General features: G+C 58.1%; 18 protein-coding genes and 3 pseudogenes. 11 read left to right on the top strand and 10 right to left on the bottom strand.

Annotated features, from left to right (window positions below; genetic code table 11):
* The first annotated feature begins 4 nt into the window (after positions 1-4).
* The 6 genes from DQ405_RS19840 to DQ405_RS19815 all read left to right on the top strand — a co-directional run bounded on the left by DQ405_RS19840 (position 5) and on the right by DQ405_RS19815 (position 6,237).
* Positions 5-556, top strand: a complete 552-nt coding sequence (locus DQ405_RS19840) for a sugar ABC transporter ATPase (RefSeq protein WP_168425776.1) — start codon at positions 5-7, stop codon at positions 554-556.
* Between the two features lie 125 nt (positions 557-681).
* On the top strand, positions 682-2,151 hold the full coding sequence (guaB, locus tag DQ405_RS19835) for an IMP dehydrogenase (RefSeq protein WP_168425775.1): 1,470 nt from the start codon (positions 682-684) through the stop codon (positions 2,149-2,151).
* 87 nt (positions 2,152-2,238) lie between these two features.
* Entirely contained in the window at positions 2,239-3,819 is a 1,581-nt protein-coding gene (gene guaA, locus DQ405_RS19830; RefSeq protein WP_168425774.1) for a glutamine-hydrolyzing GMP synthase, read from the top strand.
* Positions 3,820-4,119: 300 nt separating this feature from the next.
* A complete protein-coding gene (locus tag DQ405_RS19825; RefSeq protein ID WP_168425773.1) occupies positions 4,120-5,376 on the top strand; it encodes a tyrosine-type recombinase/integrase in 1,257 nt (418 codons plus the stop codon).
* A gap of 59 nt (positions 5,377-5,435) precedes the next feature.
* Entirely contained in the window at positions 5,436-5,708 is a 273-nt protein-coding gene (locus tag DQ405_RS19820) for a hypothetical protein (RefSeq protein WP_168425772.1), read from the top strand.
* A gap of 4 nt (positions 5,709-5,712) precedes the next feature.
* Complete coding sequence (locus tag DQ405_RS19815) at positions 5,713-6,237, top strand: helix-turn-helix transcriptional regulator (protein WP_168425771.1); 525 nt, start codon at positions 5,713-5,715, stop codon at positions 6,235-6,237.
* Positions 6,238-6,251: 14 nt separating this feature from the next.
* On the opposite strand, the gene DQ405_RS27560 is transcribed toward DQ405_RS19815, so the two are convergent.
* Positions 6,252-6,398: an AlpA family transcriptional regulator gene (locus DQ405_RS27560; RefSeq protein ID WP_241730085.1), complete on the bottom strand. Its 147-nt coding sequence runs from the start codon at positions 6,396-6,398 to the stop codon at positions 6,252-6,254.
* A gap of 539 nt (positions 6,399-6,937) precedes the next feature.
* Between DQ405_RS27560 and DQ405_RS28320 the strand changes: the two genes are divergently transcribed.
* Positions 6,938-7,177 (top strand): hypothetical protein, encoded by a 240-nt coding sequence (locus DQ405_RS28320; RefSeq protein ID WP_342030434.1) that lies wholly within the window; start codon positions 6,938-6,940, stop codon positions 7,175-7,177.
* The gene (locus DQ405_RS19805; RefSeq protein ID WP_342030433.1) at positions 7,158-7,967 is read left to right on the top strand and encodes a GGDEF domain-containing protein; all 810 of its coding nucleotides are present in this window, start codon (positions 7,158-7,160) and stop codon (positions 7,965-7,967) included. Before DQ405_RS28320 ends, DQ405_RS19805 begins: the two co-directional genes overlap by 20 nt.
* A gap of 139 nt (positions 7,968-8,106) precedes the next feature.
* Here DQ405_RS19805 and DQ405_RS19800 read toward each other — a convergent pair whose 3' ends face one another.
* The gene (locus tag DQ405_RS19800) at positions 8,107-8,652 is read right to left on the bottom strand and encodes a ProQ/FinO family protein (protein ID WP_168425770.1); all 546 of its coding nucleotides are present in this window, start codon (positions 8,650-8,652) and stop codon (positions 8,107-8,109) included.
* A gap of 128 nt (positions 8,653-8,780) precedes the next feature.
* Here DQ405_RS19800 and DQ405_RS19795 point away from each other — a divergent pair.
* Together DQ405_RS19795 and DQ405_RS19790 are read left to right on the top strand one after the other, a co-directional pair.
* Positions 8,781-9,944 (top strand): annotated as a pseudogene (locus tag DQ405_RS19795) (IS3 family transposase).
* A gap of 116 nt (positions 9,945-10,060) precedes the next feature.
* Complete coding sequence (locus DQ405_RS19790; protein WP_168425769.1) at positions 10,061-10,822, top strand: IclR family transcriptional regulator; 762 nt, start codon at positions 10,061-10,063, stop codon at positions 10,820-10,822.
* A gap of 91 nt (positions 10,823-10,913) precedes the next feature.
* On the opposite strand, the pseudogene DQ405_RS28680 reads toward DQ405_RS19790, so the two are convergent.
* A pseudogene (locus DQ405_RS28680) lies at positions 10,914-12,141 on the bottom strand (transposase).
* A gap of 2 nt (positions 12,142-12,143) precedes the next feature.
* Between DQ405_RS28680 and DQ405_RS19770 the strand changes: the two are divergent.
* Positions 12,144-13,060, top strand: a pseudogene (locus tag DQ405_RS19770) (IS5 family transposase).
* Positions 13,061-13,205: 145 nt separating this feature from the next.
* Here the strand turns inward: DQ405_RS19770 and DQ405_RS19765 are convergent.
* The 7 genes from DQ405_RS19765 to DQ405_RS19740 form a co-directional block, all read right to left on the bottom strand.
* Positions 13,206-13,781, bottom strand: a complete 576-nt coding sequence (locus DQ405_RS19765) for an NUDIX hydrolase (RefSeq protein WP_168425768.1) — start codon at positions 13,779-13,781, stop codon at positions 13,206-13,208.
* Between the two features lie 109 nt (positions 13,782-13,890).
* Complete coding sequence (locus DQ405_RS19760; RefSeq protein WP_168425767.1) at positions 13,891-15,102, bottom strand: MFS transporter; 1,212 nt, start codon at positions 15,100-15,102, stop codon at positions 13,891-13,893.
* 17 nt (positions 15,103-15,119) lie between these two features.
* The gene (locus DQ405_RS27190; protein ID WP_206678920.1) at positions 15,120-15,365 is read right to left on the bottom strand and encodes a hypothetical protein; all 246 of its coding nucleotides are present in this window, start codon (positions 15,363-15,365) and stop codon (positions 15,120-15,122) included.
* Between the two features lie 71 nt (positions 15,366-15,436).
* The gene (locus DQ405_RS19755; RefSeq protein ID WP_206678919.1) at positions 15,437-16,240 is read right to left on the bottom strand and encodes an ornithine cyclodeaminase family protein; all 804 of its coding nucleotides are present in this window, start codon (positions 16,238-16,240) and stop codon (positions 15,437-15,439) included.
* Between the two features lie 146 nt (positions 16,241-16,386).
* Positions 16,387-17,466, bottom strand: coding sequence for a Bug family tripartite tricarboxylate transporter substrate binding protein (locus tag DQ405_RS19750; protein WP_168425766.1), 1,080 nt, complete (start codon positions 17,464-17,466; stop codon positions 16,387-16,389).
* 106 nt (positions 17,467-17,572) lie between these two features.
* The gene (locus tag DQ405_RS19745) at positions 17,573-18,691 is read right to left on the bottom strand and encodes a hypothetical protein (protein ID WP_168425765.1); all 1,119 of its coding nucleotides are present in this window, start codon (positions 18,689-18,691) and stop codon (positions 17,573-17,575) included.
* A gap of 78 nt (positions 18,692-18,769) precedes the next feature.
* Positions 18,770-20,290 (bottom strand): ethanolamine ammonia-lyase reactivating factor EutA, encoded by a 1,521-nt coding sequence (locus DQ405_RS19740; protein WP_206678918.1) that lies wholly within the window; start codon positions 20,288-20,290, stop codon positions 18,770-18,772.
* Positions 20,291-20,292 lie beyond the last annotated feature (2 nt).

Raw genomic sequence — 20,292 nt, 5'->3', positions numbered from 1 at the left:
CCTTATGAGCTATAGCCAAGCCATCGTCGTGCCGCGCATTTCCACGTTTCCCGGGCATGAAGCCAAGGCACGGATGATGCTTCGCTGGCTCTCCGAACGACGTATCGTCGAGGCGCTGCCAACCACCTGCGGTCGCGGAGTCGGTGGCATGGGTTATGCGATTGCAGAGGGCGCACGTCGTGTCGTATTGCATCCTGACCGGCTGCCCTTCGGCGAGGCGATCAATGGATTGGAGGTGGTGACCAAACGCTGCATCTACACGCCGACTCGGGACTTCGCCGAGGAGGCGGGCTGCCCGGAATGTCGTCGCGAGATCGGCGAAGCGCTTTTTGAAAGCCTGGATGAGTGGATGCCCGGGCAGACCGACAATTTCACCTGCCCCGAATGCGGCTTCGAGGACGATATCAACGGCTTTCTGTTCATTCCCGCCTGTGGGTTCTCCAACCTTGGCTTTATCTTCAATGGCTGGGGAGATGCCTGTTTTCAACCGGCATTTGTCGATGAATTCGCTGAGCGCCTGGGCTTCGCGGTATCGCTGGTGGTTGATCGCGCGTGACCAGTTGGTCATTCCGTCGACGCTATGTTTGAGCGGCGCACGACAGCTCGCACAACCGCATTGAGCGCAAGGGGCCCCGTGGGTATAATGCCGCGCTTCCTTTTTCCCGCCTGGGAGCCCCCGCCATGCTGCGTATCAGCCAAGAAGCCCTGACTTTCGATGATGTTCTCCTGATCCCGGGATATTCCGAGATCCTGCCGAAGGATGTCAGCCTCAAGACCCGCCTGACCCGCGACATCGAGCTGAACATTCCCCTCGTTTCGGCGGCAATGGACACCGTCACCGAAGCCCGCCTGGCCATCGCCATGGCGCAGGAAGGCGGCATCGGCATCATTCACAAGAACATGAATGTCGAACAGCAGGCTGCCGAAGTGCGCAAGGTCAAGCGCCACGAGACGGCCATCGTTCACGATCCGGCGACAGTGACGCCCGAAACCAAAATCAGCGAACTGCTGCGCAAGGCGCGCGAGCTGGGTTTCTCTGGCTTTCCTGTCGTGTCGGGTAAAGAGCTGGTGGGTATCGTCACCGGGCGCGACCTGCGCTTCACGCCGAATGTCGGTGATTCGGTTGCCGCGATCATGACGCCTAAGGAAAAACTGATCACCGTTCAGGAAGGCACCGGCCTCGAAGAAATCAAGACCAAGCTCTACGAACACCGCATCGAGAAGATGCTGGTGGTCGACAGTAATTTCCATCTGCGCGGCCTGGTCACCTTCCGTGATATCGAGAAGGCCAAGACCTATCCGCTGGCGTCCAAGGATGATCAGGGCCGCCTGCGCGTCGGCGCGGCCGTAGGCACGGGTGCCGATACCGCCGAACGTGTCGAGGCACTGGCTGCTGCCGGTGTCGATGTGATCGTCGTCGACACAGCACATGGCCACTCGCGCGGCGTGTTGGATCGCGTGCGTTGGGTGAAGGACAACTTCCCGCAGGTGCAGGTCATCGGCGGTAACATCGCCACCGCCGAAGCCGCCCTGGATCTGGTCAAGGCCGGCGCCGACGCGGTCAAGGTCGGCATCGGCCCGGGCTCGATCTGCACCACCCGCATCGTCGCCGGTGTTGGCGTGCCGCAGATTTCCGCCATCGCCAACGTTTCCGCGGCCCTCGAAGGTACCGGTGTTCCAATGATCGCCGACGGCGGCATCCGTTTCTCCGGCGACCTGTCCAAGGCCATCGTTGCCGGCGCCAACGCGGTGATGATGGGCTCGATGTTCGCTGGTACCGAAGAAGCTCCAGGCGAGATCGAGCTGTTCCAGGGCCGCTCCTACAAGGCCTATCGCGGCATGGGCTCGCTGGGTGCGATGTCCCAGGCTCAGGGCTCTTCGGATCGCTATTTCCAGGACTCTTCTGCTGGCGCCGAAAAGCTGGTGCCCGAAGGCATCGAAGGGCGGGTGCCGTACAAGGGCTCGCTGGCGGCAATCATTCACCAGCTGATGGGCGGCCTGCGTGCCTCCATGGGCTATACCGGCAGCGCCACCATCGACCATATGCGGACCCATCCGCAGTTTGTGCGTATCACTGGTGCCGGAATGGCGGAATCCCACGTACATGACGTGCAGATCACCAAGGAAGCACCGAACTACCGGGTCGGCTGAGAACCCGAAAATCGATTTTTAAATTATGAATAACGGGGCTGTTCGATCAGCCCCGTGTCATTTGTGACTACCACGAGAGATGCCCATATGGCTCATCCTGACATTCATGCTCACCGCATCCTGATCCTGGATTTCGGTTCGCAGTACACGCAGCTGATCGCCCGTCGCGTCCGTGAAATCGGCGTCTACTGCGAGCTGCACCCGTTCGACATGAGCGAAGAGGACATTCGCGCCTTCAACCCGCGCGGCATCATCCTCGCTGGCGGCCCGGAGTCGGTGCATGCCGAAGGCAGTCCGCGCGCACCGCAAGCGGTATTCGACCTGGGCGTACCGCTGTTCGGCATTTGCTACGGCATGCAGACCATGTCCGAGCAGCTCGGTGGCAAGGTGCAGGGATCGGATGAGCGCGAGTTCGGCTACGCGCGTGTCGATCTGGTCGGCAAGTCCAAGCTGTTCGACGGCATCGAAGACCATATGGACGATGACGGCGTGTTCGGCCTCGACGTCTGGATGAGCCACGGCGACAAAGTGACGGACCTGCCAGAAGGCTTCCATATCCTTGCCAGCACCCCGAGCTGCTCGATTGCCGCCATGGGTGATGACGATCGCCGCTACTATGGCGTGCAGTTCCATCCGGAAGTGACCCACACCCGCCAGGGCGGACGCATTCTGTCGCGCTTCCTGCTGGAAATCTGCGGCTGCGAAGCGCTGTGGACGCCGTCCAATATCGTCGACGATCTGGTCGAGCAGGTGCGCGCGCAGGTCGGTTCGGCCAACGTGCTGTTGGGCCTGTCGGGCGGCGTCGATTCTTCGGTAGTCGCCGCGCTGCTGCACAAGGCTATCGGTGATCAGCTGACGTGCGTGTTCGTCGACAACGGCCTGCTGCGCCTGCACGAAGGCGATCAGGTGATGGCGATGTTCGCCGAGAACATGGGCGTCAAGGTGATCCGCGCCGACGCTGAAGCGCAGTTCCTGGACAACCTCGCCGGCGAAGCCGACCCGGAGAAGAAACGCAAAATCATCGGCCGCACCTTCATTGACGTCTTCGATGCCCAGGCCAGCAAGCTGGACAACATTCAGTTCCTTGCCCAAGGCACCATCTACCCGGACGTTATCGAGTCTGCCGGGGCCAAGAGCGGCAAGGCCCACGTCATCAAGTCACACCACAACGTCGGTGGCCTGCCGGAGGAAATGAACCTCAAGCTGGTCGAGCCGCTGCGCGAGCTGTTCAAGGACGAGGTCCGCAAGATCGGTCTCGAGCTCGGCCTGCCCTACGATATGGTCTATCGCCATCCGTTCCCGGGGCCGGGTCTGGGCGTGCGCATCCTCGGCGAGGTGAAGAAGGAGTACGCCGACCTGCTGCGTCGTGCCGACCACATCTTCATCCAGGAGCTGCGCAACTTCGACTGGTACCACAAGACCAGCCAGGCCTTCGTTGTGTTCCAGCCGGTCAAATCGGTGGGGGTGGTCGGCGATGGCCGCCGCTACGCCTGGGTCGTTGCACTGCGTGCGGTAGAAACCATCGACTTCATGACCGCGCGCTGGGCGCATCTGCCGTACGAGTTGCTGGAGAAGGTCTCCAACCGCATCATCAACGAGATCGAAGGCATTTCCCGCGTCACCTACGACGTGTCGAGTAAGCCGCCAGCGACTATCGAGTGGGAGTGAAATCAGGTCTTTCGGGGACTATCGGTACCTATCGATAGAATGCGGTAACGTATTGATTTTGAAGAAAATACGTAACGGCGTCTATCGGTGGCTATCGCCGGCAAGCAGAATGCTCTGGCGGTAGCGGTGACGGTAGGAACCGAAGGCCGGATTCGGACCCTCCCGTTTACTATCGAGACCAAACCGGTCTTTGACGGTAAATCTCTCAACCGGAAAGCTACTGTCATGCGGCTTTCCCGGCATCAGCAGGTCTCCTGACCCTGGACGGTAAAAGCCGTCCTGAACAGGAGGAAAACCTCAATGCTGACCGACACCGCACTGCGGAAATTAAAGCCTAAAGCCAAGCCCTACAAGGCGTCCGACCGCGACGGCATGTACGTAACGGTATCGCCTGGCGGTACCGTCACCTTTCGCTACGATTACCGTCTCAATGGACGCCGGGAAACGCTGACCATCGGACGGTATGGGCCAGCGGGGATTTCACTGGCGATGGCGCGTGAGAAGCTGCTCGATGCCAAGCGCCAGGTTGCCCAAGGTATCTCTCCGTCTCTTGAGAAGCAGAGGGCAAAGCGGCGGCTGACAGCTGCCAAGGCCTTTGGTGACATGCTGAAGTGTTGGTTAGCGGATGCGCGTATGGCTGACAGCACGCGGGCAATGCGCAAAAGCATTATCGATCGCGACATCCTGCCGGTCTTTGAGAATCGACTGCTGACCGAAATCACGCCTGATGATTTGCGAGCGCTTTGCACTAAGGTCAAGGCTCGAGGGGCGCCGGCCACGGCCGTTCACATTCGTGACATCGTGAAGCAGGTCTATTCATTCGCGATCCTGCATGGCGAGAAGGTCGAGAATCCGGCCAATGACGTGAAAGCGGCGTCGATTGCTACCTTTGTGCCGAAAGACCGAGCACTGACCCCGACCGAGATACGGCTGGCGTTCCACCAGCTTGAGACGATCGCGGCGTACCCCACCATCCGGTTGGCCTTGCGTCTGGTGCTGCTGACCCTGGTACGCAAGAGCGAGCTGATCCAGGCGACCTGGAACGAGGTGGACTTTGAGAGCGCCACCTGGACGATCCCCAAAGAGCGGATGAAGGGGCGAAATCCTCATGTGGTCTACCTGTCGCGCCAGGCTCTGGATATCTTCGTGGCGCTGCACACCTGCGCCGCCGGTTCCAGATTTGTGCTGCCGTCGCGTTATGAAATCCATCGTTGCATGTCACACGCGACCCTGAACCGCATTACCCAACTTATCGCATCGCGGGCAAAGGAAGCAGGGCTGCCTTTGCAGCCGTTCACCGTCCATGACCTGCGCAGGACAGGCTCCACGCTGCTCAACGAAGTCGGATTCAACGGCGACTGGATTGAGAAATGCCTGGCGCACGAGGATGGCCGCTCCTCGCGTTCGGTTTACAACAAGGCCGAGTACGCCGAGCAGCGACGCCACATGCTGCAGGAGTGGGCGGATATGGTCGACGCATGGATTGATGGACGAACCCATGTGCCGAAACTAATGCCGGACAACCTGGCCGTGCCGGTGTTAAGTGCCGCGGTTTGACGGGTGGCATGGTTGTCAGTTGACAACCATGTGAGTCAAGGCAATACTGGAGATCATTGATGACCCGTCCCTCTCATCCGAAGAAAGAGGTCGAAGATGCGCTTAGGCATGCCGAAGGGCAGGGTTGGCGCATCGATGTTGGCGGAAACCACGCCTGGGGGCGGATCTACTGCCCCTACAATGATGAGGAGTGCCGCTGCGGCGAGTTCTGCATCACCAGCGTGTGGAGTACGCCGAAGAACCCAAGTAGCCACGCACGTGCCTTGCGCCGGGTCGTGGACAACTGCACCACGCACCGGAAGCAGCAGGCTGCCGATGGTGCAGAGGAGTAGCACGATGGAATACACCTTCACCCTGAAATACCAACTCGCCGATGATGACCGTAACCCGGACGCTTTGGTTGAGCGCCTTGGTGAAGCGGGCTGCGACGATGCCTTGGTTGGCATCGGCCAGCCGGGGCGGCTGGCACTAGAGTTCACCCGCGAGGCAGAGAGTGCAGATGCCGCTGTGCGCAGTGCACTGGCTGATGTGCGCCGTGCAGTGCCCTCGGCCAGGCTGATCGAGGTCGCCCCGGATTTGGTCGGCCTGACCGACGTGGCCGAGTTGGTCGGGGTGTCGCGACAGAACATGCGCAAGCTGATGCTGGCCAATCCGGGTAGTTTTCCCGCGCCGGTGCATGAGGGGAGTGCGTCGGTCTGGCACCTGGTGGACGTGTTGGGCTGGTTGCAGGCCAAGGGCAGCTATACGCTGGCGAGGGATGTTCTGGAGGTGGCAGGAGTGGCCTTGCAGGTCAATCTGGCCAAGGAAAGTCGGCGCCTACCTCGCTCGACTTCTGAGGATCTAGAGGCTCTTGTTGGCTGAGGTCATTGTCGGCCTCATGGCTGGTCCGAACCCGCCCGAACCGGACGGGTTTTCCGTAGGCGGACATCCGGGCCGCTGATTCCACTGCGAGGTGCCTGCTTTCGCTCCTCGATCCAGGCTTCTACTTCGGCTAGGTCCCACACCACGCATCGCGGGGTCAGATTGAACCGCCGAGGGAACTCGCCGCGCGCTCCATCTCGTAGATAGTCGTTTCGGACAGGGGGATGATTTGCCTCAACTCTTGCCGCCGAATGGTGCGCCGGAAGGGGAGAGGGCAGCGCTCTGGAAAATGCGGTAGCTCGTTGTAGGCGTCTGTTTCTGGGATCGGCAGAGACAGACTGGTTTCGGCGCTGGGAGAGCTGGCCATGGATAATCGAGCCTCCGTATTGAACTGCGTTAGTCTGCTGGATAGCCCCATGGTGCGGTTCAGTACCTATCGAGGCAACTTGCTGCAGCGTAGTGGGGCGAAAACATCGATCTTTTTCATATAGCTAAAATGTTTCTGGGCGGGTGTCGGGTCGAAACGGCAATTCTTTAAGCCTTGATCGCGAGATAAGATTAGCTCTGGCGCCGCCCTCCCAATCTGCGTGGGTTGCGCCGAAAACGTCTAGCGTTCACTGGCTGGAGAGTGGGTATGCTCTCTCTCTTTCTCTGCAAGCAGTAGCGACCGCGCTATCCTAAGCGACCGTCAATCAGTGAAATGCCTATGATTATTGCGCCGCTACACCCCGACGAGTCCCTACGTCAGTACACCTTGGATTGTCTGAACATCCTTGATACTGCGGCGGATGAGTATCTCGAGACGCTCGTCCGGGTAGCGCAAAGTGCCTTTGGCGTGGAAACGGTCCTGATCAGTCTGATCGACCGCGACCGCCAGTGGTTCAAGACGCGGTTAGGGTTGGCTATCAGCGAAACCCCGCGTGGATATTTCATTCTGTAGCCACACCATCTTGCAGACCGACTCGCTGGTCGTGCCCGATACGCTCAATGACCCACGTTTCTGTGCAAATCCGCTCGTGGAGAGTTCGCCTTATATACGCCTGTATGCGGGCCATCCCATCCGCGTTAATGGCTTTCCCATCGGTACGCTTTGCCTGCTGCATCCTGAACCACGCACGTTGAATGATATCGAGCGAGGCATGCTTGTGGACCTCGCAACCTTGGCGGAAGGGCACGTGCTGCACAGGATTCAGAACACACATATCCGCACGCTGTACCAAACGCTCGATGCTGAGCGGCATCGGGCGATGACCGATTCGCTGACACGAACCTGGAATCGAGCCGGCTTGAGTTATTTCGGGCCGGTGATGGTCAAGGAGTCGGTATCCAGCGGTAAAGCCGTTGGTGTGATGTATGCGGATCTTGATCACTTCAAGTCGATCAACGATCGATACGGCCATGCGATCGGAGATCAGGTTATCGTCCAGACCGCGCGGCGGTTGAAGGCGGTACTGCGGGTCGATGACGTCCTGGTTAGACACGGTGGCGAGGAATTTCTGATCATGGTGCTCGTCAACAGTGCTGACGAGTTGGCGGGGCTGGCCAAACGTGCGCGCGAAGCGATTGTTAATAGCGAGTTTAACTGTGACAACCACGTGCTGAGCATGACGTTGAGCATCGGTGTGACGCTCAAGCGCGACGAAGAGCAGCTGGAGAGCGCCATCAGCCGAGCCGATATCGCGCTTTACCGAGCCAAGGCGAATGGGCGCAATTGCGTCGAGGCGGGCTAACGCGCCTTCCGTCTGGGTCGGCCACCGTTGTATCTCTCATAATCCTCAGAGGCTCTATGGCCGGCAGGGCACATTAGAAGGTAATACCGGCTACTTGCTGCTCCTTCAAACCGCCTCCCTATAGCCTCGCGCACCTAGTTCAGTGATCGGGCAACAGTGCCAAGCGCGAGTGTTTTAAATCCACGATCTGTTCCACAGTGCTATGGACGGCCTTGTCCTGTATTTGCTCTTTTGGCTTTTTCTGATTACGTCGTGCTTGCCCGCGCTGCCGCTTAGCCTGCTGCTTCGCATGCAGAGCCTGAGCCGCCGTAACGATACCAACTGCCTGGCCGTTCAAGTCTAAGCGCGGCGCATTCTCCGTCATGCTTGTCCAGTACCGACTTCCTCGACACCACATAGCAATGCCCTGCTTGAGCTGATCGCTGGATATTCCGAGCAGCTCCAAGTGTTGCTCGGCATCCTTGAGAATGCCTTCCTTTAGCGGAACCTTGGGGGCCGGATTGACCGGAAAGGCTAATGGAAACTGCTTTTGCAATCCCCAGATCGCTTCCAACGCAGGGTCTTGCTCGCGAGGTTTCGTCTGCGGAGAAGGCTTCCGCGGACGCTGCTTCGTACTATCAGTCTTTACCTGCACCTTTTCGGCTCGCAGGCGGTCGCGCAGCTCAGCTAGTTGTTCAAAACCCATCGTTCAGTTCGCAGCTTTGTGGTTGATTCGTGGTGCAAGGTTATCCTATGCGATCCGTCAACATGTAGTGGTCTACTAATCCTGGACACCGGTTTAGGCGAAAATCCTCGCCAACAGAGAGGTGTCTGATGAGCAAGCAACGACGTACCTTTTCCGCCGAGTTCAAGCGAGAGGCAGCAGCCCTGGTGTTGGATCAAGGCTACAGCCCTATCGAAGCCTGTCGCTCGTTGGGTGTCGTCGATTCGGCGTTGCGCCGGTGGGTGAAACAACTCCAAGACGAGCGCCAAGGCGTGACCCCAAAGAGCAAAGCGCTGACGCCAGAGCAGCAGAAGATTCAGGAGCTGGAGGCCCGGATCAATCGCCTGGAAAGCGAAAAAGCGATCCTAAAAAAGGCTACCGCTCTCTTGATGTCGGACGAACTCGATCGTACGCGCTGATAGACCAGTTAAGTGAGCGGGAGCCGGTGGAAGTGGTCTGTTCAGCCTTTGATGTGGCGCGGTCTTGCTACTACGCCCATCGTCTTCGACGCCGCCGTGTCGATGCTCGCCGCGTTGCGCTACGTAGCCGCGTCAGCCAATTGTTCAGCCAGAGTCGGAGCTCGGCCGGCAGCCGCAGCATTCTTGGCATGCTGCGCGAAGACGGCGTTGAGATTGGTCGCTTTAAGGTGCGAGGTCTGATGCGAGAGTTGGGCCTGCTCAGCAAGCAACCCGGCTCGCACGCATACAAACAGGCCACGGTTGAACGCCCCGATATCCCGAATCGGCTAAACCGAGCGTTCGCTACCGAGCGCTCCAATCAGGTCTGGTGTGGCGATATCACCTATATCTGGGCGCAAGGCCGTTGGCATTACCTGGCTGCGGTGCTGGATCTGCATACACGGCGGATGGTCGGCTGGGCATTTTCTGCCAAGCCGGATGCCGACCTGGTGATCAAAGCGCTGGACATGGCGTATGAGCAACGCGGCAAGCCGCAACAGGTGTTGTTTCATTCCGATCAGGGCAGCCAGTACGCCAGCCGCTTGTTCCGACAGCGACTGTGGCGATACCGGATGCAGCAAAGCATGAGTCGTCGGGGTAACTGCTGGGACAATTCACCAATGGAACGTCTGTTTCGCAGCCTGAAGTCCGAGTGGGTCCCAGCAACAGGCTACGTTACAGCGCTGGAGGCCCAACGGGACATCAGCCACTATTTGATGCACCGCTACAACTGGATCAGGCCCCATCAATTTCAATGACGGGCTACCGCCTGCGGTGGCCGAAGAAAAACTTAACCCACTGTCCGGGATGGGTTGACCACTACAGCAAGAGCTGAAGTCGGGGGGAAATAAAGGGCTACTTCAGACCATCCCTAGCTATCCCAACGCTCGATCTTTGGCCTATACTCATCTGATTCTAACACATGGTACCCTATGGCCACTCCATTCAATCTCTCAGTAATCAAGGCATTCAAGATACTGAGTGCTTTCCAGGTTGAGGGTGAAAAACTTACCCTCTCCCAGCTAACCCGCCGATTGGATATGAATATCGCTACCGTACACCGTTTCCTGGTCACACTTGAGTCAGTGGGAGCTATAGTCAGAACCATAGACGGTGCATTTGAACTCGGTTTGCTATTGGCAGAGTTAGGGGGGCGCGTATCTATCATGGATGTTATGCACAACGCCTTTGAACCGCATGTGAATGCTCTGGCGGAAACCTTTGGTGAAACAATTCACGGGGGGATTCTCGACAATGGCACTGTTTGCTATGTAGCCAAAGGTGAGGGTTACCGCAGCCTGACCATCACGACACACATCGGCAAGCGTCTTCCCTCCTATTGCACCGGGCTCGGCAAGGCATTGATGTCTATGCTTGACCGGGAGGAGCTCGAGCGCTGTATAGGCTTGCAATCGTTCGAACGCCATACAAATAAAACAACTACCGATCGCACAGAACTACTTCGCGAGATAGAGCTTGTACGAGCCCGTGGATATGCGCTCGATGATGAACAAGTTGAAATGGGACTGCGGTGTGTCGCGGTTCCTATCAGTTGTCCAGGTATACGCGTCAAATCTGCCATTTCGCTTTCCGCACCGACGACCCGCCTTGATCAAAAAAAAATTAAGGAAGTTGCCGATGCCTTAAAGGAGCATGCACAGCAAATTGCAATTACTCTTTCTGCTGCCCCCTAAAGGAAACTCTGAAGAAGACTTCCTGATTTTGGCAAAATACCCGGACGCCACCCGCCGAGTTTTCCGATGAAGCAGATGACCTTTGTAGTGGTCAACCCATCCCGGACAGTGGGTTAAGTTTTTCTTCGGCCACCGCAGGCGGTAGCCCGTCATTGAAATTGATGCGGTCTGATCCAGTTGTAGCGGTACATCAAGTAGTGGCTGATGTCTCGTTGGGCCTCCAGCGCTGTAACGTAGCCTGTTGCTGGGATCCACTCGGACTTCAGGCTGCGAAACAGACGTTCCATTGGTGAATTGTCCAGCAGTTACCCCGACGACTCATGCTTTGCTGCATCCGGTATCGCCACAGTCGCTGTCGGAACAAGCGGCTGGCGTACTGGGCAGATTCAACCGGTCGTAGCAACACCTTTAATCGGAGGTGTTTATGGGACGACCAGCAGCGTGGATGCAGAAGTTGACGGGGCGTGAAGCAATGCGTTCGCCAGGTGCGCCGTCACTTCGCCGCGAGATCGAGCGGCTATTTTGGACGCAAATAGCAACCGGGATCACAAGTGAGAAGGCAGCTGAGTCCGTTGGCGTATCGTCAGCGGTAGGCACACGCTGGTTCCGTCATCGCGGCGGGATGCCATTGTTCATGTCTAACCACATATCCGAAAGGTACTTGTCGTTCGCGGAGCGAGAAGACATTGGGCTGCTCCGTGCGCAAGGTGTTGGCGTGCGAGAGATAGGGACCGGTTTAGCCGATTCGGAATATCCGGGCGTTCAACCGTGGCCTGCTTGTAAGCGTACGAGCCCGGCTGCTTGCTGACGAGGCCCAGCTCACGCATCAACCGACGCACACGGAAACGGCCAATCGTCACGCCGTCCTCGCGCAGCATGCCCAGGAGGCTTCGGCTGCCAGCCGAGCCTCGACTTTGGCTAAAATTCGTTGATCCGACTACGTAGCGCAACGCGACGAGCATCGACACGACGACGTCGAAGGCGGTGGGCGTAGTAGCAAGACCGCGCCACATCGAAAGCTGAACAGACCACTTCTACCGGCTCCTGCTCACTCAACTGGTCTATCAGCGCGTACGATCGAGTTCGTCCGACATCAAGAGAGCGGTAGCCTTTTTTAATATCGCTTTCTCCCGCTCCAGCCGATTGATCCTGGCTTCCAGCTTCTGGATCTTCTGTTGCTCAGGCGTTAGCGCTTTGCTCTTTGGGGTCACGCCTTGGCGCTCGTCTTGAAGTTGTTTTACCCAGCGGCGCAGTGCCGAATCCACGACGCCCAGCGAACGGGAGGCCTCGATATGGCTGTAGCCTTGATCCAAGACCAGGGCTGTTGTTTCTGATCGAGATGGATCGTGTGGTGCCGTGGAAGGGTTTGATTGCCTTAATCGAGCCGCATTATCCGAAGGGTGAAGGCGGCCGACCGGCCTATCCGCTGATGGCGATGCTGCGGGTTCACCTGATGCAAAACTGGTTCGGCTACAGCGACCCGGCGATGGAGGAAGCGCTGTACGAGACCACCATCCTGCGTCAGTTCGCCGGGTTGAGTCTGGAACGCATTCCCGACGAAACCACCATCCTCAACTTCCGCCGGCTGCTGGAGAAACACGAACTGGCTACCGGCATTCTGGCCATCATCAATGGTTATTTGGGTGACCGAGGTTTGTCGTTGCGCCAAGGCACCATCGTCGATGCCACGCTGATCAATGCGCCGAGTTCGACCAAGAACAAGGACGGCAAGCGTGACCCGGAAATGCACCAGACCAGGAAGGGAAACCAGTACTACTTCGGGATGAAGGCGCACATCGGCGTGGATGATGAGTCGGGGCTGGTACACAGCGTGGCGGGCACGGCAGCCAACGTGGCGGATGTCACTCAGGTCGACAAGTTGCTGCACGGCGAGGAAAACATGGTCGGTGCCGACGCGGGTTACACCGGCGTAGAGAAACGCCCAGAACATGCCGGGAAGTGATCTGGCAGATCGCTGCCCGCCGCAGTACATACAAGAAGCTGAGTAAGCGCAGCGCGCTGTACAAAGCCAAGCGCAAGATCGAGAAGGCCAAGGCGCAGGTTCGTGCCAAGGTCGAGCACCCGTTCCGGGTGATCAAGCGCCAGTTCGGTTATGTGAAGACGCGCTTCCGTGGCCTGGTGAAGAACACGGCGCAGTTGGTGACGCTGTTCGCTCTGTCGAACCTGTGGATGGCGCGCCGACATTTACTGGCGAATACAGGAGAGGTGCGCCTGTAACGTGGAAATGGCCGCGGCGAGGTTATCGCGGCGGTCAGAAACACTGAAATGAGCGGGCGATCTGATCGTGTTTGATCGGTTTGCCGCTTTCAAAATCGGCGGAGGCTGAAGTCGACCGGAAATACAGGGCTACTTCAGACCACCCCTAAGAATATAGCTCTCGCCGAAGGGCAAACAAGATGCGTGCGGTTAACCCCCAGACCTGAGCGTTACCGAAGTCTACGATCAACGATTCTTTTAAACGTCCACGGTAACGCCTAACCTCTCGCCGATAATTATCTAAATCCATAAATAAGGCCAATGGAATCTCCAGCACCTCCGATACTTCAGCTGGCTGGAGTTTCCAAATAGGGGGGCGGTCAATTAAGCCAACCACCGGATGAACCACCAGGCCACTACTTGTCTCGAGCTTTGGCAGGCAGGCCCCAACAAGCACCCCACCGGCGCTCAACCCGAGTTCTTCTTCCGCCTCACGCAAGGACGCTCGGATGACAGAGCCCTGGTCATGGGCATCCATTTTACCTCCAGGAAGGCATATTTCTCCCGCATGCTGCCTTAGGGAATGTGTCCGCCTAGTCATTACTACCGAACATTCCGGCTCTTTCCAAAGCACCGGAATCAATACCGCAGCGGTAGTTGGCCAATGGGCCCTTGGCAGTCGTTCATTGCCTGGTGGGTGGGCCAACAGCCTCGTCAGAGCATCAGTCAGCGACTGTGGCATCTTTCCTCCTTAGTGGCACAGCGAAGGCTTGCCGCGCCCCTGCCTCGTGATTGGCGCGGCTGCCGGGTGAGCAGCCCTCGTCCCCATACAGATATGGTTTTCCACAGGATCAGTGAGAAACCCGCAATGCCCGGCGGGAGAGCAAAGAGGTACCGACTCCCAAAATCGCTAATAGTAACGCGCCGACCACATAGAAGCCGTATTCGATTCCCAACCGGTCGATCACGAGACCAAGGCCGATCGGTACGATGACCCCGGCCAGGCGGTTCGCAGTCGACCGCAACCCTACACTGACCCCCTGCTGGGCCCGGGGTATGGCCGACGAAAGAACAGACAGCAACAATGGCAAGGAAATGCCCATGCCGAGGCCGAACAGCAACGCAACGACAAACAGTACCGGAAAGCTACCCAGCGCAGGGGTGATACAGATAAAGACCACCGCCATGCCTATACCCCCCACCAGTACGGCTTTCTGCGATCCAACCATCTTGGCGACGATATTGCTCAATAAGGTCGCAGCTCCGGAACTGAGTCCAGCAATTCCCATGAGCATACCAATGTTCGCCTCGCTTTGCCCGAGATAAACTAACGCGACGGCATAGAAAGAGCCTTGGACACTGTAAGCAGCGATACGGAGGAAAGTCATGAAAACCACCATGTCGACTCCCGGCTGTCTCAGCATGCGGAAGGCTTGAACATAGCTGTTCCAATCCGGCAGGAGCTCCTTCCAGCTAGCCAGGGGCGGCTTGTCACGATCACCCACCGGCAGGAAAAGAACCGAAATCAACAGCAGCACGCCCCAGGCGGAAATACTACCGAAACCTGCTATCGCCCCCCCCAGCTCCCAAGCGATGCCTACCAGCAGTGGGCCTAGCAAATTGCCCAGATTGGTAGCAAAACTGAAACGACCGGCGGCCTTTGGATCACCTTGGGCAACACGCGCCAGAGCCGTCTGCGCACCTATCCAGGCCATGGAAATGGTGAGTCCACCGATAAGCTCGAGGATTACTACCGCGATGATCAGGGGAAACGCCGGATACAGCCAAGGAAGAACCGCATTGATGACGGTCAGCACCATTAGCGTGCGTCGAACGCCTAGTCGATCCATGAGCGCACCCCCATGGATGGATAAGAAAAGCGGGAGAATCGAACGCGCGCTCATCACGACCCCCATCATCGCCGGGGGCATTCCGAGCGCTATACACCAAAGCGGCACTGCGACCCCCTTCATGAGGGTGACGCTGAGTGAGAAGCAGGCGGTCGCGTAGATGGGTAACATCGGAACGCTTTGTCGCAGCCCTACAGATTGCACATTCGCCATCGGCCCTACCTCCAAGCTCAATCCCGGATTGATTGCAAAAACCACTCTGTGGGCAGCTCACGACCGATTTGCTGGCTCCGTGCGGCCTCATACACCAGCCCACCGACGCTGGCAAACTGCAACCCCTGGTTGCCTCCATTGATGTACAGGCTGATTTCATCACGCGACCGGCGCCCCGCTACACGGCCGTTGGCCAAATCGCCGAAATCAGGAAAATCGCGACGAAACAACGTCTGCTTGCGTGGCGGCGGAAGCCGCCGCATTTCCGACTCGCTACCAGCAATATAAGCGAGAGGGCTATGTCCAACCCCTGATTGCACCCTCGGGTTGGATTCTACTTCAGGGGTAACGCCCCCCCATCCCCTTGACGGATAACAATGTCTGCTCGTTCGAGCAGGGCCTCCGACAGCTCGAACGGCCCCAGGTTGGTTACATGCATGCCAAACTCTAGCCACTCAGGCTGCAACGTCGGCACCATGCTGCTGGTACAGGTGGCCACGATGTCGCTTCCCTGCACGGCATCGGCAGCCCCGCCCACCGCGGTTACCCGTACACCAAGGAGCGCTTGCATCTCCTCTGCGAACGCCTGACGGTGTGCCGGGTTGGGACTGTAGACTTTCACCAACTGCACAGGACGCACCGCGCAAAAAGCCATCAGATAGGTTCGCGCCATCCCGCCAGAGCCGATAATACCCACACGGCTGGCGTCCTCTCGGGCGAGATATTTAGCTCCGATACCAGCGCCAGCGCCAACACGCATGTGCTGAAGGTGGCCGTCGTTAATTAGGGCCAAGGGCTCGCCGTTGCGCGTGGAGAACACCAGGATCAATCCACAGTAAGTCCCCGGTTCCCGACAGTACTTGTCTTCTCGAAGCTTGCGACTATGCGGATCCTCAGACCATTGAATGACGTCAGACTTCATCCGTATAGCGAAATACGGACCAGGCGCCGAGGTGGCGCCCTCCATGGAGCCCCAGCGCCAATAACCACCTTCCCGCTCGCAGGGGGCGTAAACGTCGATGCGCGGACGATGTATCGATCGGCCATCCTCCAAGCCTAGGAAAGCCTGCTCTTGAATAGCAACGCAGTCGGGCATGTTCAGCAACTGTTGAACGTCATCATTATTCAGAAAAAGCATCGGCGACTTCCTTATAAGGATAAAGTGCTGCGGATGAGCAGCACGATACTCGATGAACGCCTCTTATTAAGTCCGGAGACACTCCGCTCCGTTTATGTCGCCCGACCGACAGTGACATAGCGCGAGCTGAATTGTCACCCTAGGGCCTAGCGCACATACTTCTCCGTGAATACATAGGTGACCTCCGCCTTGCGTTCCTCAGAGAGCCCCGAGAAGATGGACTCGACTAGCTCTTTCAGCTTATCGGCGGGTAGATAGTTGAGTGGGCGCTTTGTCGCCTCGGCTTCGGCGATCAGCTCAGGATCCGTCAAAACCAGGCGAACTTGCTCTTTGAGATATTCGGCGCGCTCATCGGGCACGTCTCCCTGAGTGACCAGGGCCCGCCCGAGCTTGGTGATGTTGGTGCGAAAGTCCAGCCACCACTGCCCTTTTTCGTCCAGCTCAACCGCTTCGAAAATAGTAGGGGTCTCGGGAAACAGCGGATCGCGCGTACGGTCGAGCACCACCAGCGGGATGGCCGAATCATCGCTGGCATAGTTGACCGCTGAAGTCGAACTCACGACCACGCCATCCGCCTCGCCACGGACGACCGCAAGAGCAATCGCACTGGTCCCCTCATACCCCAGCACGATGGACATCTGGTCCTCCGTCAGGCCGAGAGCCTCGGCCATGACCGCAGTATTATCTGACACCGAATCGGTCAGCCCCGTCGCGCCCCAGCGCGCGCCCTTGGTGCGCATGGTTTGCAAGGCTTCGGCGAATGTCCGTTCAGGGTTTTGCGCGCTCCACATGGCCATACGGGTATCGACCACCGCACGCCCAAGCCAGGCTAGTTTGTTGAGATCAAAGCGGGTTCCGGGCCGGTCGGTTAGCTGCGCCAAGGCTGCGGCCTCGGCGCTGACCAGCATCATGGTCAAGCCATCAGCCCGGCCCTGTGCCAGACGATTCAGCGCCAGCAGCCCGCCGCCACCAGGTTGGTTCTCGACAATCACCGTTGCGCCAAGCCGCTCTTCGAGCTTTGGCGCGATCATCCGAGCGTATTCGTCATAGCCTCCGCCCGGGTTGAATCCAACAACGATTCGTACGGTTTTGCCCTGATAAAACGAGGCGGCGTCTGCCGCTGCCCATGCGGAGGAGGAGACGCCGAGGATCACCAGCAGTGTGGCTGCCAGAACGGCAAGCCGGTGGCCAGCGCCTTGAATCTTGTTCTTATTATACCAATGCATATATTTTCTCCGTGCACGACTATCCCTACTAGCAGGCACGCGGCGGCCAAGAGCGCCCGCCGCGTCCCGCCGTGGACGCTGTCCGCCATTTGGGCGGATAAGCGGTTTACTGGGCGATTTTGAAATTTTCCATCCTAGGCGTTATGCCGTTTTTCGCCATTTCCTCCAGCCAGATACGATGAATCCGCGGGTCCTGGTCTTCATATTCCACCTGATCGCCGCCATTCTTGATGCTAGTCGATACAGCGCCCTTCTCACCCGGCTTCATGCCAAGGAGCGATTTACGTCGGTCAGTGGTGAAGGGATAGCGCAAGCCGCCGACACCGGTGGCCAAGTAGCGTGCGGGCTCCTGGCTGGTGTTGAAGTGTTGGTGAAACTGCCGATCCGCTGGGGGAAAGACCACGCCGTGTTTCCAGTCGATGCGCAGGAAATCTTCTTCGCCCTCGAACCAAAGCATGGAATAACCGTGACCGGTCACACACATAACGTGATAACCGGGGCCATGCCGATGTCCCTTTTTGTATGTACCGACCGGCATCTCGGAGATATGCGCATGCATGGTGCCGTCTGCCAGTACGAACATGATATTAGTGCCGCCGGCACCCCGGTCTCCCCAAGATTTGAGCTCAATACTTGCCAAGTCCGGAACGAAGTTAGTTTCCCACATGTGGTTTCCAGGGCGCACAGTAATCAGATCACCCTCGCCCGAGTAATACTTCTCCTTCCCGCTCCTTTCGCTGAAATCGAATTTGTTGTTGAACACGAAGTCTTCGTTGTGGAAGGCGTTCATCACCATGGGCATGTTAGTGGTGGTCACCAGCAATGCGCGCTCTTGGCCGCTACCGTTGAAGTGTTGGAAGCGGGCGTTAAGCGGGATAGCGAATAAACTCTTGGGGCCCCACTCGAACGAATGCTTGCGTCCATCAGAAAATTCGATCTGAGTACTGCCACGGCCTTCCAGCACATAGAAAACGTCCTCGTATAAGTGCTGCTGCGGTGAGGTCGACTTACCGGGCGCGATGTCATACAGGAACATGTTGCTGAAATCGCAGCGACCTTTAAGGTGGGCTGCCGCCCCCTTCACTCCGTCACCGGCGCGGGCCCATGGCTTGGTTTCGAGTTCGAAAAGATCGATACCGAATGCTTCGGTGACTGGCAGGCCTTCGCGCTCAACCCAGTCGAGGTAAAAATCGACGCCATAACGGGGGGTATTTTGATCATTCATCTTTTTGTCACTCCTTGGTTATTGCTGTTGAGTTACTTCAGGTCTCAGTTGCACTTGTTTTCCACCCCTATCGAAGTGTTAGGAAAAAAGCAGTGATTTTATGACTACTGGAACGACGCCAGGCGGATCCAGCAACTCCCCTACATCGACGTAATCCAGCTCCTCGAGCTGAACGCCGTCGATGCAAATCAGGCTTCCACCCAGCCCTAGCTCCTGGTGCAAGAGATGGCCGAGCGTCCTGCCGATGTCGCCATCGATCATCAGCAGCAGGGGCGCGCGGGACCCGCTATTGCCATTGACCGTCATCGCCTTGACGATGCCTTGCCCTACTGCAGCCAGTCGTGAGTATTCCGGTTCACCTTGCCAGGAAAAAGCCACCGCCAAGCGCGATGCCGGGGTCAAATCCATCCGCTTCATGCCGTCGCGAATCTTCTCGGCGACACGCGCCGGGTCGATTTCCCCCTGCAGTTCGAGATCGACGCAGACCACCGGAACGTTGTGCACGGGCAGGTCCGATTGGCCGGGCAGGTAAATGGTCTTGCCACTGACCTGAACAGTGAACTGCGAGGCTCCGATTACCGTGGCGCGGATACCCTGCCCCGGATCGATGATTGGCAGATCCAGTTTGGGGGGCAGCTGCTCGCATAGCTCCTCAGCGAGCAGCTTGGCGATATCGCCGTACTCTTCGGCCTCGCGCTGGAGGATGTACTCCGACACGCCGCCGGAAAATGTCAACGCCTGGGGCTTGATCGTGTTTGGGAGCCGTTCGGTCAGTTGCAGCGCCATTCCGAGCCGGTCGAGCGGAGCGCCACACAGGTAGTCAATAGCCACCTGTGCCAGGCGATGCACTATCTTCCGACGGTTCTCCGGATTTGCCAGCGTTTCCCGGTCGGTTGCCAGCCCGAGCTCTTCTGCAACCAACCGCGCCGAATCGTCCACGCGGGTCCAGGCACCGTCTTCATCCTGCGCCAGCAGCCGTCCACCCACCGCAAAAGCGGAGACACCGAGGATTTTCCCGTCCTCGATCAGGGCCAGTTTGGTCGTGCCGCCCCCGATATCGACATGAAGCACCCGCTGGTCTCGATTTTTCGATAACTGCACCGCCCCGGAACCATGGGCAGCGAGCGTGCATTCGAGTTTGTGGCCGGCGGTCGCACAGACGAACTTGCCGGCTTCCTCGGCAAACAGCTCGTCGATGGCTCTGGCGTTGTGCCGCTTGATAGCCTCACCGGTTAGAATCACCGCGCCACTGTCGATGTCGCTGCGTTGCAGCCCGGCAGTTTCATAACAGTGACGGATGAAGGCACCGAGCTTCCCTGCGTCTATGGTTCCGTCCGGAAGAAAAGGCGTCAGCATGATTGGTGAGCGCCATACCACGTCCCGGCGAGTGACTACGAACCGGCTCGACAATCCCTGAGAGCGCCGTTGCAGGCGCAATGTGGCAAACAGCAGATGCGAGGTGGAGCTACCTATATCGATCCCTACCGTATTTAGATCCACGGTTTCCTGGCGCCAGATGTAATCGGCCAGTGCTTGCTTGTCTTCCTCGTGCATGTGGCTATGCCCATGCTCATGATCACCATGCAGCTGCAAATGCATAA

It is taken from the genome of Pseudomonas sp. SST3 (assembly GCF_003325755.1).
The sequence above is the reverse complement of the archived record's forward strand: the minus strand, read 5'-3'. Positions and strand labels throughout refer to the sequence as shown.